General features: G+C 45.7%; 10 protein-coding genes. 6 read left to right on the forward strand and 4 right to left on the reverse strand.

Annotated features, from left to right (window positions below):
• Positions 1-120 precede the first annotated feature (120 nt).
• The gene (locus tag JGK36_RS14520) at positions 121-759 is read right to left on the reverse strand and encodes a transaldolase family protein (RefSeq protein ID WP_293174377.1); all 639 of its coding nucleotides are present in this window, start codon (positions 757-759) and stop codon (positions 121-123) included.
• 634 nt (positions 760-1,393) lie between these two features.
• Between JGK36_RS14520 and JGK36_RS14525 the strand changes: the two genes are divergently transcribed.
• Positions 1,394-1,621, forward strand: a complete 228-nt coding sequence (locus JGK36_RS14525) for a hypothetical protein (RefSeq protein ID WP_293174374.1) — start codon at positions 1,394-1,396, stop codon at positions 1,619-1,621.
• Positions 1,622-1,986: 365 nt separating this feature from the next.
• Here the strand turns inward: JGK36_RS14525 and JGK36_RS14530 are convergent, their stop codons facing one another.
• Positions 1,987-3,150, reverse strand: a complete 1,164-nt coding sequence (locus JGK36_RS14530) for a quinone-dependent dihydroorotate dehydrogenase (RefSeq protein WP_293174371.1) — start codon at positions 3,148-3,150, stop codon at positions 1,987-1,989.
• 360 nt (positions 3,151-3,510) lie between these two features.
• Here JGK36_RS14530 and JGK36_RS14535 point away from each other — a divergent pair, with 360 nt between their 5' ends.
• Positions 3,511-6,429 (forward strand): GAF domain-containing protein, encoded by a 2,919-nt coding sequence (locus JGK36_RS14535; protein ID WP_293197158.1) that lies wholly within the window; start codon positions 3,511-3,513, stop codon positions 6,427-6,429.
• Between the two features lie 136 nt (positions 6,430-6,565).
• Here JGK36_RS14535 and JGK36_RS14540 read toward each other — a convergent pair whose 3' ends face one another.
• Positions 6,566-7,024, reverse strand: coding sequence for an ABA4-like family protein (locus JGK36_RS14540; protein WP_293174365.1), 459 nt, complete (start codon positions 7,022-7,024; stop codon positions 6,566-6,568).
• Positions 7,025-7,274: 250 nt separating this feature from the next.
• On the opposite strand from JGK36_RS14540, the gene JGK36_RS14545 reads away from it, so the two are divergent.
• Entirely contained in the window at positions 7,275-8,288 is a 1,014-nt protein-coding gene (locus JGK36_RS14545) for a leucine-rich repeat domain-containing protein (protein ID WP_293197159.1), read from the forward strand.
• Positions 8,289-8,533: 245 nt separating this feature from the next.
• On the opposite strand, the gene JGK36_RS14550 is transcribed toward JGK36_RS14545, so the two are convergent.
• Positions 8,534-10,033 (reverse strand): NAD(P)/FAD-dependent oxidoreductase, encoded by a 1,500-nt coding sequence (locus JGK36_RS14550; RefSeq protein WP_293174360.1) that lies wholly within the window; start codon positions 10,031-10,033, stop codon positions 8,534-8,536.
• Positions 10,034-10,244: 211 nt separating this feature from the next.
• Between JGK36_RS14550 and JGK36_RS14555 the strand changes: the two genes are divergently transcribed.
• From JGK36_RS14555 to JGK36_RS14565, 3 genes are all read left to right on the forward strand, one after another.
• On the forward strand, positions 10,245-11,954 hold the full coding sequence (locus JGK36_RS14555; protein WP_293197160.1) for a hypothetical protein: 1,710 nt from the start codon (positions 10,245-10,247) through the stop codon (positions 11,952-11,954).
• 115 nt (positions 11,955-12,069) lie between these two features.
• Entirely contained in the window at positions 12,070-13,065 is a 996-nt protein-coding gene (locus tag JGK36_RS14560; RefSeq protein ID WP_293174353.1) for a pentapeptide repeat-containing protein, read from the forward strand.
• 187 nt (positions 13,066-13,252) lie between these two features.
• On the forward strand, positions 13,253-16,495 hold the full coding sequence (locus JGK36_RS14565) for a HEAT repeat domain-containing protein (RefSeq protein ID WP_293197161.1): 3,243 nt from the start codon (positions 13,253-13,255) through the stop codon (positions 16,493-16,495).
• Positions 16,496-16,587 lie beyond the last annotated feature (92 nt).

Here is a 16,587-nt window from a genome sequence, read left to right on the forward strand (position 1 = left end):
TACCTTGGGATGGCCGACCACTCAATAGCGCAGGAAGTGAACTCTTTCATTGTAGCTAAAGATGGCTTTAGTTAAGTTTGGGTAAGTTTTACGAAGCAGATTGTGCAAAGGGATTTGATATTATCCGAAAATTCCCCGCCCGTTTTTGGCAAATTCATCAACTGTTTGCTGGGACAATTCGTGAACGGCCATTGCCTGCAATACATCCAAAGGCAATGTCAAATGATGTGATCCAGCTAACAAAGTCTTCACCGCTTCTTCCGGCGACTTAATACTGGCTGCCAAAATCTGAGTATTGCTGTTCTTCAAGACATTTGCCATATCTCGCACCAAGGCAAAACCATCTCCCAACAATCGGGTGGCACGATTCACGTAGGCGATCGCATATTTGGCGCCGGCTTCTGTGGCAACAACGGCCTGGGCTGCACTGTAAATAGCCGTCACTGCACAAGGAATTTCCGGCGACAAATGGGCTACTGCTTGGAAGCCCGCCGCCGTTGCTGGAACTTTCAAAACTGTCTGTTGTCCAATTAATCCAAAAGCTGCCTTTCCTTCTACTACCATGCCATCAAAATCAGATGCTGTTAGCTGATAATAGACTTCCCCGGAAATCAGTTGTGCCAGTTGTTTTAGTGTCTCTTCAGGAGATAGCTCGCTTTTTGCCAAAAGTGTGGGATTAGTAGTAATTCCCGCTATCCACCCGAACTTGCTCGCCCGTATGGCTTCCGCTACAATTGCTGTATCAACATAAATCGCCATCGGCTCTACACCTTCAGTTTCTTAATATTTTCCAGACCCTTGCTTTCAGCTTGAGAGCGATCGCAGTCAAATTAATTGTTAAGCTTTAACCATATCAGAATTTCGGAAATATTACTGTTAAGTAAATATAACAATTCAGTGATGTGCATCACTGGCAGTGTGTGAGTTAGGAATGCTTCAACAGTTGACAGTTGACAGTTGACAGTTGACAGTTTAAGAGCGACCTCTACCTAGAAGGAAGAGGATTGGAGTAATGAATAGCGTGATTTTAATTTCTCCCGGGCGGGCGGGCTTTCAACCAATTCTGTCTGGTAATATCGTGCCTGCGGTCACGAGCGCAATGAAATTAGTTTGTATGGAGGACTCGCATTCCTCACTCAAAACCGGATCGCGGTTATTTTATCGGAAAATACGAGGTATTAATTCAACAGGACTTACCCAAAAAGAATGGGTTTCTGAGGGAAAGTGCATAAGTGCTGTTGAAGATATCTGATAACTGAACTCAAAACTTTCAAGTCTCTTGGTAACTGCGATTCTCGGGGACTGAAAAATTTACTTCCCAAATCCCGGATACAGATAAGTTGTATTTGTAGTCATGGTTATGTATCTAATCACTCAAGGAGGTGACTCAGAAATGACTGAAAAAGAAAATCAGCACCCACAAATCAGATTTGAGGCGTCTTCTGAACCAGCCCAATCGCAAAAAGCACCAGCAACCGCTGACGAATTTTCGGCAAATGTTCAGTCTGAAAATGCGTTTCAACTTATTCAAAATATCCAACAAGACAATTTAAAAGCTCTAGAACGTTTCTTGATGGCGAGCATAGATTGGAAGATTTCAGAATTTTCTAAACGCAAGTAATTTAGGGAGCGCTACCGCAACTGGCGAGTTCTGAGTTGTGAGTTGCGTTGGCAATTTTGTTTGACTCAAAACTGACAACTCTTGAACTTAAATAATTTGCTGTTCTTGATAAACAACCCCGTTTGTAGTGAGTGATTTAGTCCTATTTTTAAGGGCTAAAATCTTGAACGCAGCGCTCATAACTTTTATTTTATTACTCTTGAAAAAGTGCTTGGATAAGCTGCTATTTTGGTGTCAGATTATTATGTAAGCATTTTTTTTAAGTGCTGTACTCAGATCCAGGTATGTAGTTGCGCTTCAGCGCTCTTTCTTTATATCTATGAAAGAGCGCTGAAGCGCAACTACGTACCTTGAAAAATGTTCGACTATTTAATATTTTCCGAACCAACGGCCTCTGAAATTGAATTAAATCCTTTTTCTTCTAACTTTTGCAGCAAGCCTGCCAAAATTCGGCGTACCATCCAAGGCCCTTCGTAAACCCAACCTGTGTAAACTTGAATTAAACTCGCACCGGCGGCAATTTTTTCCCAAGCATCTTCGGCGGTGAAAATGCCACCTACTCCAATTATTGGTAATTCGCCTTTGGTATATTGCCAGATAAATCTGATTACTTCTGTCGATCGCACTTGCACTGGTATTCCGCTAATTCCGCCCGCTTCTTCGGCGATGGGTTTGCCTGTTTCTGGCAAGATTTGGGTTTTCAATCCGTCGCGGCGGATCGTGGTGTTGGTGGCGATAATTCCTGCTAGTTGGTAGGTTTTTGCTAAGTCGAGGATGGATGCGATCGCCTCTGGTTCCAAATCCGGCGCAATCTTGACTAAAATTGGCTTGATTCCCCGATTTTCTTGTTGCAAAGTTTCCAAAATTGTGCTAAGCCCAGCAGCATCTTGGAGCGATCGCAATCCAGGCGTATTGGGAGAGGAAACGTTGACTACAAAATAGTCGCCCCAATCTTTGAGCAGCTTAAAACTCTCCAAATAATCGGCTGCGGCCAGCTCTAACGGTGTTACCTTAGATTTACCAAGATTGATGCCCAAGGGGAAAGGAGGCTCAGGCATGGGGCGCGAGCCGTCTAATTTTAACTTTTTCTGTGCTTCCTGAAACCGGGCTGCCATTGCCGCGGCTCCTTGATTGTTAAATCCCATGCGGTTGAGGGCTGCACTGTCAGCAGACAAGCGAAACAACCGAGGTTGGGGATTTCCCGGCTGCGCTTGGGAGGTGACTGTACCGAGTTCGGCAAAGCCAAAGCCAAAATTTGCCCAAATGTCCGCAGCTACACCATTTTTATCAAATCCTGCCGCTAAGCCGACAGGATTTTTAAAGCTCAGTCCCCACTTCGATTGTTCGAGGCGAGAATCTTGGACTCCCAAAGATTTCTGCAATCGAGAGAGCATTTGACTGGTGGCAGGATTAGACTGGGTTCGGGCTGCTATTTCTAGAACTTGAAGAGTGCGGTTGTGCAGCCACTCGGCATCGGTTTTCAATACTGAAAACAACAGCGGGCGCACACCTAATTGATAAATATCCAATGACTTGTCCTGGGGCTATTGACAAATGAGAAATCAGAAGGGAAATAAAAATAGTCAGCAGGAGACTGGAAAGGGGGAGCATCTCAGTTTTGCCTTGATAGTGCTGTCCCCGCTCGCTTGCGGTTATAACCAAGCGAGCCGGGACAGCACTATATATATACAATAAAATGCTTTTTATAAAAATGAGCTACTCCCCTGGGAAGGTGAGATTTTTACTTTTACTGCGATCGACCGGATCGACATTTTAGATTGAAGCATAATTTAGACGACTATATTATAGGTTGATTCTTTTCCATTTTAAATTTTGAAATTTTTAAGTTTGTAAGTTGAAATTGGACAAAGGTGTGGGGAATCTGGGACATGGGGCAGGAGCAAAGAGCGAAGGATTTAGACGAACAAATCGCGGGGCTGGAGCGCGTGCTCCAAACTCTCCGAGAAGAGGAGAATGTGGAAGTGCTGCTGGAGACGGCACTCGGTTACTTGCAAGCGGAATTTGACTGGCGGTTGATTTGGATCGGGTTGTACGATCGACAGGCGCACCGATTGTTAGGGAAAGGCGGCATGACTCCTAACGGTGACTTGTCTTTTCTCAAACAGCGGTTTTCCCTGACTCCGGGGGATTTGCTGGAACAAGTGGTGATTCAGCTCCGGCCCGTGGGAGTCCCGGATTTGCGATCGGAAAACAGGGCCGGAGAATGGCGCAAAGCGGCTCAAACTTACAATATTCAAGGCACGACTCTGTTTCCGTTGCGCTACAAAGACCGCTGCTACGGTGTGATTCTGCTGGGGACAGACGTGTGGGGTTCTGCGCCAAATTCGGCAGAAAAAACGCAGTTGGCGATCGTATTTGGAGCACTGGCAACTGCTCTTTATCAAATAGAAAAAGATTGGCAGCGACAACAGGTCAAACGCCCGGATGAGTCTCTGTTAGCACTGATTTCGCAGTTGCGGGAATTGCGATCGCTCGACCAATATTTGCAAGCGGTAGTCGAACAAGCCCATGAATTTATTGAGCCGACGCGCACTAATGTTTATTGGTTCGAGCGAGAGCGGCGCTATTTTTGGCGCCGAGTTAGCAACCGCCAAATTGCTCCTGGTTTGGGCCAGATCCGACCGGCTTCGGGCATTACTGTGCAAGACTTGGGCGAATTTTATCAGGCTTTAGCGGCCCAACAAATAGTTTGGATCGGTGAATCTCACAGTTCTCTGAAAACTGAGCTGACGGGGCGGTTGATGCAGCAAATTCGCGCTCGCTCTCTGTTGGCGGCGCCGATTGTTTTGGAAGGGGAATTGTTGGGATTTTTGGCAGTGGAAGCTGGCGAGCCGCGGATTTGGCAAGACAATGAAAAACAGTACCTGCGGGGAGCGGCGCAATTAGTGGCTCTGACGGCTCCTCTGTCGGAAATGGAGGAGAGGATTGAGCAAACACAGCTCGATCGAGATTTAACTGCCGGAATAGCTCGCGCCATCTACAGCGATGCTGACTGGGAGGCGACTTTGAAAAATACGGCGGAGCAGTTGTGCTCTCGGCTCAAGTGCGAATACTTTTTGCTGTTGTTGTACAGGGAAGAACAAAATCGCTTTGAAATTGTCTCCCAAAATCTGCCCCGCAACCGCAGACAAGTACCGTCGCCACTCAACGCCCTTGATGTGGCTGATGTGGGGCTGCTGCAAGAAAGCGCGGAACCTCTGGCGATCGAAAATTGGGAGGAAGACGGGCGGTTGGGCGCTTGGCGGGAAGTGCTGGCGGAAGCGGGGGTGCGATCGCTTTTGGCATCGAGCACTCGCACAAAACAGTCCGAGGGAGAAAACCCCAGTCGAAAATCGAAAATCGAAAATCGAAAATCGATCGAGGGTTTGCTGGTTGTCGGGCACAGCGCAACTCGCACTTGGAGGCGATCGGAGCGAGAATTAGTTCGAGTAGTCAGCCAACAGTTAGGATTGATTCTGCACTCCTGGCAGCAGAGTTCGGAAATTGACAAATATCAGGAATTTGAGCGATCGATCAAATCGGGTTTGGCGCTGTTGCAGCATTCGGGCGAGCCGCAATCTCCACAACAGAAATCTGTTGCTTCGCCGAATATGTTCCCAGAGTTGCCGCTGCAAAAGCTCGATCGTCATTTTGCCGAACACGTTTCCCAGACAATTGCCTGTCCTTTAGTGGCAGTAATTACTTGGAATCCCGGCCACGAGGCAGCTTCAATCTCCGCCGCAGTAGCTGCCAATCCCGTATTTGCCCTGAATCCCGAGGCGCTGATTCCTGTCCAAACAGACGCTTTGATCCAACAAACCCTGGCGGCAGGAGGCGTGCTGCAACAGAGTATGAGCCAAGTGCTGCTGGCGACAAAGCGGTGGCTGCGGAGTCCAGGAATTGGCGAAATTATGACAGTGGCGCTGCGGAGTGCCCCAGAACACGCTCCCTTGGGCATTGTGGTGGTGGCGGACGCTCCGGGCCGCCAGTGGTCGGAGTTGTCGGTGAATTTGCTGAGTTCGATGGCATCTCAGTTGGCTTGGCGGCGCAGGTATGTGGCAGTGCAATCGGCGCAGGAGTCGCAGCGATTGGATCTGGAGATGCTCAACTGGTACAAGCAGCGCCGTTTCGAGGATTTTTACCGGACTGTGGCAGCGGGCCTCAAGGAGTTGGGAGAGTTGAGCCAGTCGATTTTGCAGTCGGCGAAGGAACAAAAGGATGCTCTGAAAACCTTGCGCTACCAACAGGTTTTGCGGCAAATTGGCAATGCTTTGGGGTCAATTCATTTGGTGCTGAAACAGGAACAGTGGCGGCCGCAATTCGGACAAGATGCGGTTCCTGTGAGCGCTTGGCTGAGGCGATCGCTCGATCGCACGGCCCCCCTGGTCAAACAGTCGGGAATCTTGCTGGAAGTGAACAGAGAGACCGCTGTGTCGCTGCCTGCGGGTAAGACTTTGGGAGTTCGCGGAGATAGCATCAAGCTGGATTTGATCCTGTGCGAGTTGCTGGCGATGGCTTGCAGGCGTTCTGGAGCTGGCGATAAGATTGAGATTCGCTCTCAACTTTTGGGGGAAGAATGGCTAGAATTATCTGTGATTGATAGTGGCGAGTGCGATCGACAGTTACTTGCCGGCTTCAACGGCGGTTTCCACGGCGATATATTGGCCGTTACGTCAAATAGGTCGATCGGGCAAAATCTCTTAATTTGTCAGCGAGCGGTACGTTTAATGGGGGGAGACTTTTCCTTAGAAATCTTAGAAAATAACTTAATTGTCGCCCGCTTAGTCCTACCTCTAGCAGGTTCGTAGTCAGGACTTCAGTCCTTCTTCCAGGTTCGTAGTGAGGACTTCAGTCCGCATCCATAAATCTCAACTTAAATCCTCACCACTAAAACCTGCATCAAGAAATGGATGATTAACATCCAAACTATTGAAAACCCTCTGCTTAAACCGAAGGACTAGCAGTTTCCACCACATCAGAACTAGGGAAAAACTTGTCAGTAATCCAAGCAGTTAAAATATGAGAAAGCAATCCCATCGGCCCAGCAAACAAACACAAAGCCAAAGAATGAACAGTCCAAACACCCGTCCGTTGTCCTTCCAAATAAATCCAGCGTCCCACAAACAAATCCATCACTAAAAAATGAATCCATCCCGTAGCAGCAGCCGTTTCCTCCCCCAGAAACTTAGCAATATCTGCTAACTTAGGATTGGACAAAGCAGCCGCATTTTCTGGAGTCAGACTGCTACCAAACAAATATATGTACAAGACGGCGAGCACGGCAAACGGAATAAAGGAATTCATCACTTTGCGGGTGATTCCCCAGTTGGGCAATAAAATCATAATTGCCCAGAAAGGCAAAACGAAGACATTACCTACATCGAAAATTAGTTCTGGCGTCATAGTCGGCTGTTGGCTCCTGTAAATGAATGCAATAAACGATGTTAAGATTACTTTACACAATTTTTGCTAACATTTCTCAAAATCCGCAAAAATCCGATTCACAAATTAGACATAATTGCTAGATTTACGGGAAATGTAAGATTTACACGTGCAGGTACAGGTATGTAGTTGCGCTTGAGCGCTCTTTCATATAATAAAGAAAGAGCGCTCAAGCGCAACTACGTACCTTAAGAACTAACAGGTAAAACCTATGACAACAAATTATAATAACTTTCCCGATTGGTGTAAGCACAAAGATAATCTCTCTCCCGGCGCGAAACATACCGTAGAAATACTGTTGCAAATATCAGATACTACCGAGTGCGATCGAGCTAACGAAGTGCTTGCTAATACAACAGAAATAAATCTTAAACTTGCTCAACTTACCGATATCAGTCCCCTGTCATCTTTCACTCAACTTACTAATCTAAATCTTAGTAGCAATCAAATATCTGACCTCGCTCCCCTGAAATCTTTAACCAACCTGAAAACTCTGATAATAGATGTCAATCAAATATCAGACATCAGTCCGCTTTTATCTCTAACAAATCTGACTAAACTCGTTCTCGATACCAATCAAATATCAGACATCAGTCCCCTGGCGCGTCTAACTAATCTTGTCGAACTTGTCTTGTTTGATAACAAAATTTCTGACATCAGTCCCGTGAAAACTTTAACCAACTTAAAGGCGCTGATTCTGTACAAAAATCAAATATCAGATATCGCTCCTCTGTCAAATTTAACTGAACTTCAGACACTCTACCTTTACAAAAATCAAATATCGGATATCAGTCCGCTGGCTGCTTTGAAAAATCTCACTACGCTGTTTCTATTCGAGAATCAAATATCTGACTTAACTCCGCTGAAAGCTTTGACTAAATTAAATAAACTGGTTTTGTTTGAAAATAAAATATCTGATGTTAGTCCTTTGGCAGGTTTGACTAATTTAGTTGATCTGAACCTTGGCAACAATCAAATTTCAGACATTACTCCGCTGAAATCATTAACTAATTTGACTCAACTTTATTTGTTCAATAATCCGATTGCTGATATCAGCGCGGTGCAAGCTTTGAATAATTTGTTTGTACTCGACTTGTACAACAATCAAATCTCCGATATCAGTCCACTGCAATCTTTGCAAAAGCTAACGACGCTTGACTTGCGCGGAAATTCGATTGTAAATAAGATTTGCCCGGTGACTCCTGAATCAATCTGTCGGTTTTAATTGTTAAGGCGGTGGCGAAATCTGGGTGGGTATGATAAGCTATCGAACGTCGGTATCAGGAGAAAGTTATGAGCGGACATGATGCTTTGATGTTAGGAATGCTGCTGTTGCCCGGTTTGGCTTTGTCGATCGCAGTTATGGGCGCTTTTGCCGCTGGTGGATAAAGTGTTCGTAGTGAGAACTTTAGTCCTATTTAAAATTATAAGAGGACTAAAGTCCTTACTACGAACCTGTGGCGGCTGGGTTTACAAAAATTGTGCTGTGATGTCGGAATTGACTAGGGTATTCGCGCACAAAATACCCGATGCTGCGACGGCGGGAACCCCGATTCCGGGCATGGTGCTGTCTCCCACCCGATATAAGCCTTTGACTGGTGTTTGCGGCCCCGGAAAGGTGCCTTTGCCGGCGGCGATTGCAGGCCCGTAGGTTCCTTGATAGCGGTGCAAAAATCGGGCGTGGGTTAGCGGTGTGCCGATCGACTCCAGGACTATTCGCGATCGCAAATCCGGTATAATTTTTTCTAAAGCTTTGAACAGAGATTGCGATCGCTCTTGTTTCCTTTCCTGATAACCGCCGCCATACTCCCAGCCTGCGTAAGGTTCCAATGTATAGGCGTGAATCGCGTGATGTCCCGGCGGTGCAAGAGTTGCATCCCACACAGTCGGAATCGAAATCATGCAGGTATTTCCGGGTACTGTAATGTCAACCTTGCTGTCATGAACGACGACGTGGTGGCCGGTCAAGCCTTCGATTCCTTCGGCTTTAATGCCTAAATGCAGGTGCATGAAACTGTCTACGGCGGGCATCGATAAGGCAGTTTTTCGGTAACTTTCCGGCAAATCTTCAGGGCGCAGTAATTTTGTATAAGTATCCCAAACTGTAGCATTTGAAATCACAATTGGGGCGCGGATAATTTCGCCATTTTGCAAGCGAACTCCCGTAGTTTTACCAGATTCAACTAATATTTGCTCGACTGGTGTTCCCAATCGCAATTTTCCACCCCAGCGCTGCAAGCCTCGAACTAAAGCATCGACGATCGCACCGCTGCCACCTACAGGATACTCGATCGCCGATCGCGATCGTTCGCCAATCATAAAAGCGATCTCTGGCGCGACGGTTCCATGCGCTTTCAAGCCCGATAGCAAGAAGCACTCCAAATCGATCAAACGCCTCACCCAAGGATCTTGCACGTCCCTATCCATTAATGTACCAGCCGAACTGGCGATCGCACCTAATGACGGCAAAAGCTTCAGCAAAGCAGGCGAGTAGCGAGACAGCAACACGGGTATCAACTGCCAGTCGGATCTCAGTGCTAAAGCCGGAATTCCCCGCAAACCTTCATACAAAACTAATAAATTTTGTTGAAATTGCTGCAATTCTATAGCGCCTTGCGGTGCGAATTTAGCTACAGCATCTAAGTAATTTCTCGCATCAGCATAAACTGGCAAAGTTCCCTCAGGAAAATGGTAATGCCCCAGGGGATCGTAGGCAATAGCTGCGATCGATTCCTCCAAAATATTCAAGACTTGCCGCAAAGGATTCAGCGACTGGGGGTCACTCAAACCGCAATAAAAAGAAGGCCCCGAATCAAAATGAAATCCCCGGCGCGAAAAGCTGTGAGCAGCCCCCCCCGCTATGGTGTGGCTCTCGCAGACGAGTACCCCTTTGCCGTAGCGAGCCAGCATCGCACCCGCCACTAAGCCGCCAATACCGCTGCCAATTACGATCGCATCAAAGTCTTGCATTTATCAAATGTGGTATGATTTTATTATTTATCGCTGACTCTTGACTCGCCCAAAAACGGGTACAAGTCCCCGACTTAAGTCGTGGAGATACTAAGATTTTACACTCCTGTTCGGGTTCCTTTGATTCAATGTGAGAGTAAATCTAAAATCTAAAATCTAAAATCTAAAATCTAAAATCGACTAATAGGGTATTTTTTGGGAGAGGAAAACTATGCAATCTTTATCTATTTTAGATGAAGTTGTTCGCGAATTTGAACAAGATCTCAATCTTTCGCGCATTAAAAAAATCATATTTTTTGCTTGTAAAGAAAGTTGGGAAAACGATCCGGCAAAACTCGCCAGCGCAGATGTAGGAAAGTTGATCGAAGAAATCTGTGCTAAATACAGCAGGTTAGAAGATATTGAAACAGTTTTAAACAATATCGTTGCCAAGGTTAACAAAAAAACCGAGTACGCCTTAGTCGCAGATAAAATCGTCTGCCAACTGAGCAGGCTTTACGAGTACCAAGATTTTACCAAATTAGAAACAAATATATCTAATTTTGGTGGTCACGAAGCACCTGCATTTGATGACCACTTCAATTCGCAACTGCCCGCAGGAGAGTCGCTAGAAAGAGACGCCGGAAATTTGTTTGATGTCCGACAAAAAATTGTACAGCAAACCAATCCGCTGAGAGCAAAAATCCTCATTTTTTCTACTCTTTATCACGACTTCACTTTTAGCGAGCGCGATTGGCTGCTGCTTAAAACCCAAGAACTTGACAAGCTGCTGCGACAACTATTTAATGTCTGTGGCAGCCTGGCCGAACTCGAATCTAATTTGTACGGAACTGCGGGCAAACTCGACAACACCGACGAATGCGACCAAGCAGCTAGCGTGATCATCAAAGCAATGAATCCTTGTTACGCAAAATTGCAACAGGAAGAACGCGATATAGCCGAAGATTCGGTTAGCGAAGATTCGTCTACCGAAGACTACGATCAGACGCATTTAAACAACAGTTTTTATGAAGATATTGTCCCGGTTGACAGGCGCAACGAATATTTTGAACCTGGGGATATTACTCAGATCATTCAAGCTGCTCCGGCTCACTATCATTATGACCCCCAGAAGAGTTACTTAGTGCCTGCTCCGGTAGAAAATATACAGTTTAAAGACTCAAAAACCAGCAGCAATAATGCCACTGCTGATGTCAGACAGGAATTGGTAGAAACAGACGAAGTTGCAGAAATGCCGACCATTGTCGAAAGTGTAGAACCAGCCGCTCCTGTTACTATCAATATTACCGATTCCATCAAACGCAAGTTGGGATTGGAAGAGGAAATGAAAGGCTTAGTCAGCCAAAGTGCTAACTTCACAACGGCGCAAATAGAACAAATATTCAGCGACTTAGAAGCTGCTATGAACGGAAAATTTTCTACAGAAAGTGCCGAGGAGCGTTTGTATTGGAAATATAAAAATCTCAGAAATTATGTAGCAAAAGTTCAGGGATTTACTGACAAATTAATGAAAATGCTGAGCGAAGTTGAGTCAAAAGAAAGCGGGGGTTCTCCTGCTGAAATCCAGGAGAATATTGCCGAAAATAGTTCAGCAACAGAGCCACAAAACTCTAGCCACAAACCAAATCAGTATCAGCTTGTGGAAATGGCAAAACAAGGCAAACCAAAGGCGATCGCCATTTTGATCAATCAATTGCTACAACCCAGGGGAATTACTGCCACAGCGGGATTTAAAGAGGGTTGGCTCCACGTCATTCTGGAGTCTGCCGAAGTCCCAAGCCAACAGGATACAGCTACATACATTTACAAAAAACTGGGTACTTTAAAATCACCATCTCTGACTCATGTAAAAATTCACGGGCGTCAGTTAGGCAACAAAACAGTCGATTGGACTCAAGAATTTGTGAATAAAACTAATTAAATTCCCAGATACAAATTTGGGGTTGCACAAACTTTCGTCCTTCTTTAAGAGACTATAACTACCATCAATCTCTAAATAGCAAGTAGAGTTTCTCAAAAATCAACAACAAAACAACATGAATGCTAGCGAAATTTTAAGGCGATATACATCAGGAGAACTTGATTTTCAAGGTATGAATCTGAGAGGCGTTCATCTGAGCGGTGCAGATTTAATTGGCGTCAATTTAAGCAGTGCTGATCTCTGGGGTGCCAACTTAACGATGTCATACCTGAACAGAATTAACCTTCAGCGCGCCAATTTAACTAATGCCAAGTTTTCGGGTGCTAACTTAAATCAGGCAAACTTAAGCGGAGCAAATTTGTCTGATTCCGACTTCCACGGAGCTAGTTTGCAAGGTGTAGATTTTCGCAAAGCCAACATTTCTTTGGCAGTTTTTATCGATGCAAATTTGACTGATGCAGATATGCGAGGCGTCAATTTGCAAGGTGCAGATTTACGCGGTGCTTGCTTGCGTGGTGCGAATTTCCGGAAGGAACAGCGGATTTTTGAGGGTGTAAATTTACGGGGTGCAAATTTGCAAGGTGCAGATTTGCGGGGTGTCAATTTGCTGGGTGCAGATTTGACTAAAGCTAATCTCAGTCAAGCGAATTTGACTGAAGCATCTCTGCGGGAAGCAAATTTGACTCAGGCAAATTTGAACCAAGCTATTTTAGATGGCACATTTTTAACTGAAGCAACTTTGGTAGAAGCAAATTTTTCCTGGGCTGTGATGACAAATGCTAAGTTGGAAAGAGCTGTGTTAATTGATGCTGAATTGGCTGGTGCTAATTTGCGCGGTGCGTTTCTTCCTGATGCTAAGTTGAGTAATGCTAATTTGGTGATGGCTGATTTGAGTCGTGCTAATTTGGTACGGGCTGATTTGAGTCGTGCTAATTTTAATCAAGCGAATTTGAGTGAAGCTGATTTGACTGATGCTTATCTAGCTCGAACTGATGTGCGGGATGCTATTTTGCACCGTACAAGTTTGATTAGGGCTGATTTGAGCACGGCTAATTTAGCGGGCGCTCAATTCCGCGGCACGATTATGCCTAATGGAGAATTGCACGGTTAGGAATTGGTAGTTGTTAGGTACGTAGTTGCGCTTGGGCGCTCTTTATTTCTTTATATATGAAAGAGCACAGGAATTAGGTACGTAGTTGCGCTTCAGCGCTCTTTCTTTATATAAGCAAAGAGCGCTGAAGCGCAACTACATACCTGGAAATTCTATAATCAATCTATATTCTAAAATCTACAATCAAATGGCAACACCAGTTGATTTTCCTAAATATCTGCAATCCCTAATTAAGTCCTATGAAAGCCAACCGGATCTCTACACGCTGACGGATTTACAGGTGGAGGTGCGAGTGGAAATTTCACCGGAAGATCGATCGCCCCAAACCCCAAAAAATAAACCAGAAACGAAAATAGAGCGCCTGGAAGTGCTCTCAGGAATCCGCAAATACCTGCGCGATGGAAATGTGCTGTTAGTGGGGAAGCCCGGTTCGGGAAAATCGACGGTATTGCAGCGTTTTCGGTGGGAATTGGCACGGGAAGCACTCAAGGATGGTGGCCCGATTCCGATATTAGTGCAGTTGAGGAGCGATCGCTCGATCGAAGAAGCAATCCGTGCCGAATTTCGACAAGCAAAACTCAGGGTTAGCAAGGAAGAGGTGGATGATTTGCTGCTGGATGGCAAGTTGCTGCTGTTGCTGGATGGCGTGAATGAGATGCCATCGCCACAACGGCGGGATGAATTCCAGCTATTTCGCGACGACAATTCCGATACGCGGATGATTTTCACGACGCGGGATTTGGCGCTTGGCGGATCTTTGGGAATTGAGAAACAACTGGAGATGTGTGTGCTGACGCAACCGCAGATGCGGGAGTTTGTGCACAAACATTTGCCGCAACATGGGGATTCGCTGCTGCGACAATTGCGCGATCGCCTGCGAGAAATTGCAGAAACGCCGTTACTGTTATGGATGATGTGCGAGGTTTTTGAAAGTACCGGGGAAATTCCCCAAAGTAAGGGCGAGTTGTTTCAGAAGTTCGATCGCCAGTATGACGAATTTAAGGGCGGTGCGTCGGTTTCGGATGATTTTCGGCGGTTCAAGTCAGAGCTTTTGCAGCAGTTGGCTTTTGTGATGTTGCAGGGCGATTTGCAGCAGCCTACGGAGGGTTTTGTGGCAATTTCTCGCGATCGGGCTGAGGAAATTTTGGAGCGTTGGTTGCATCATAGAGGGGTGCTGGATGCGCCAACCAAGGCGAAAGAATGGCTAGAGGATTTGCTGGAACATCATCTGTTGCAGGTGGCGGTAAAGCCGGAGGAAATTGAGTTTCATCACCAATTATTTCAGGAGTATTATGCGGGGCGGGCGTTGCGGAAACTGTTGCTTGAGAGGCATGATGATGTGACGGATGATGAACGGTTACAGCATTTCTATTTAAATTATTTTAAATGGACGGAGCCTCTGGCGTTCATGCTGTCGCTGTTGGCGGATGAGGATCGGGCGGTGCGGGTGGTGCGGCTGGCTTTGGAGGTGGATGTGATGTTGGGAGCGCGGTTGGCGGGGGAGGTGCAGCGAGAATTTCAGAAGTGCACAGTTGGGTTGGTGGATGGGTTGGATGTGCCGGGGTGGTTGAAGGTTGAGCTTTTGGGGGAAGTGCGATCGGATGCGGCGATTCCGGGATTGCTGAAACTCCTTGAACATTCAGACTGGAAAGTGCGATCTCATGTCGCATATGCGTTAGGTAAAATTGGTTCTGAGATTGCGATTACTGGCTTACTTAAACTTGTTAAAGATTCAGATCATGATGTGCGTAAAAATGCAGTAAGTGCGTTAGAAAAAATTGATACTGAGGCGGCAATTTATGGCTTACTTAAATTCGCTAAAGATTCTGACTCTGATGTTCGTAGTAAGGCGGCAGATGCTTTAGGTAAAATTAGTTCTAAAGCGGCAATTCCTGAATTACTTAAACTAATTAAAGATTCAGATTCTGATGTGCAAAGGAGTGCGGCAGATGCACTAAGTGAAATTGGTTCTGACGAGGCGATTTCTGGTTTACTTAAATTAGTTACAAACTCAGATTCTGATGTGGCTTGGATTGCAGCAGATGTGTTAGGTGAAATTGGTTCTGAGGCTGCTACTATAGGCTTACTTAAATTACTTAAACATTCAGACACTAATGTACGATCAAGCGTGGCATATGCGTTAGGCGAAATCGGTTCTGACGATGCAATTTTGGGCTTAGTCCAACTCGTTCAAGATTCAGATCCAGATGTGCGTTGGATGGTAGCAGATGCGTTATGCGAAATTGGATCAGAGGAAACAATTCCTGGCTTAATTAAACTCCTTCAAGATTTAGATCCGAATGTGCGTGAGATGGCAGCAGATGCGTTAGGTAAAATCGGTTATGAGGCCGAGGCGGCGATTCCTGACTTAATTAAACTCCTTGAAGATTCAGAACCTGATGTGTGTTGGACAGCAGCAGATGCGTTAGGTGAAATCAGTTCCGAAGAGGCGATTCCTGGTTTACTTAAACTCGTCAAACATTCAGACCCGGATGTACGATTAAATGTAATATATGCGTTAGAAAAAATCGGCTCCGAAGAGTCCATTCCGGGCTTACTTCAACTCGTTGAAGATTCAGATACGGATGTACGTTTGATGGCGGGAGATGCGTTAGAAAATATCTGTTATGAGTCGGCAATTTTTAAATTAATTGAACTCGCTGAAGATTCAAGCTCTTATCTGCCTTTGAGTGTGGTAGATATCTTAGGAAAAATCGGTTCTGATCCGACGATTCCGGGATTATTTGAACTTCTTGAAGATCCAGACTCTGATGTGCGAGCGAGTGCGGCAGATGCGATCGCCAATATCGCTAAGCAGCACGCAGAGAAAGTCGTCCCCCATCTCCCCCACCTCCTCACCTTAATTCTCCCCAAATCCGGCAAAGAAGTTCACCGCCTCATCCTCGCCATCCAAGCCGCCTGCAAATACTACAACTACTCGATTCGTCAGTTGTCCCTAACACCGGAAATTGGCAAGCATCCGGCGAATGCTTCTGCTAGCATATACAACATACAATCTGTCGAGAAACTTATGTCAAACGAACCACCTATCTTCAACCAACAAAATGCCACCATCGGCGTTAACTATGCCGCTGAAAACAGCAATCCCAAGATTATTCAAAAAGTCGAAGCCGCCCAGGAATCCTCTCCTGAAGCTGCACTGAATGCAGTGGTGCAAATCATTCAGGCATTAGAAAAAAAGTATACCTACGTGCAAGACGAACAACAAGCACGTCATATTATTGATGCAGAATTTAAGGAAATCAAAGAGCAAAAACCCATCGAGTGGCAAAACCTAATCAGCCTCAAACGGCTTTACAATGGTGGCAAAAATGCAGCAGTGAAAGTTGGTGAACACTTCGCCGAATCAAACCCCTGGGGTAAAGGAATTGTTGCTTTCATTGAAGGCGTATCCGAAGACGTGAATTAGCCCTAGGAATTACGCACGGGAGCTCAGAAACCGGGTTTTTTACGAAGATACTTCGTTGTTATGCAGAGATTCGGTAAAAACCCGGTTTCTCA

The organism is Microcoleus sp. PH2017_35_SFW_U_B (assembly GCF_020737865.1).
Taxonomy (GTDB): domain Bacteria; phylum Cyanobacteriota; class Cyanobacteriia; order Cyanobacteriales; family Microcoleaceae; genus Microcoleus.

Bases quoted from the DNA above. Each gene is read 5' to 3' on its own strand.
- JGK36_RS14520 (WP_293174377.1), bottom strand. From the start codon at position 759: ATGGCGATTTATGTTGATACAGCAATTGTAGCGGAAGCCATACGGGCG.
- JGK36_RS14545 (WP_293197159.1), top strand. From the start codon at position 7,275: ATGACAACAAATTATAATAACTTTCCCGATTGGTGTAAGCACAAAGAT.
- JGK36_RS14565 (WP_293197161.1), top strand. From the start codon at position 13,253: ATGGCAACACCAGTTGATTTTCCTAAATATCTGCAATCCCTAATTAAG.
- JGK36_RS14560 (WP_293174353.1), top strand. From the start codon at position 12,070: ATGAATGCTAGCGAAATTTTAAGGCGATATACATCAGGAGAACTTGAT.
- JGK36_RS14535 (WP_293197158.1), top strand. From the start codon at position 3,511: ATGGGGCAGGAGCAAAGAGCGAAGGATTTAGACGAACAAATCGCGGGG.
- JGK36_RS14540 (WP_293174365.1), bottom strand. From the start codon at position 7,024: ATGACGCCAGAACTAATTTTCGATGTAGGTAATGTCTTCGTTTTGCCT.
- JGK36_RS14555 (WP_293197160.1), top strand. From the start codon at position 10,245: ATGCAATCTTTATCTATTTTAGATGAAGTTGTTCGCGAATTTGAACAA.
- JGK36_RS14525 (WP_293174374.1), top strand. From the start codon at position 1,394: ATGACTGAAAAAGAAAATCAGCACCCACAAATCAGATTTGAGGCGTCT.
- JGK36_RS14550 (WP_293174360.1), bottom strand. From the start codon at position 10,033: ATGCAAGACTTTGATGCGATCGTAATTGGCAGCGGTATTGGCGGCTTA.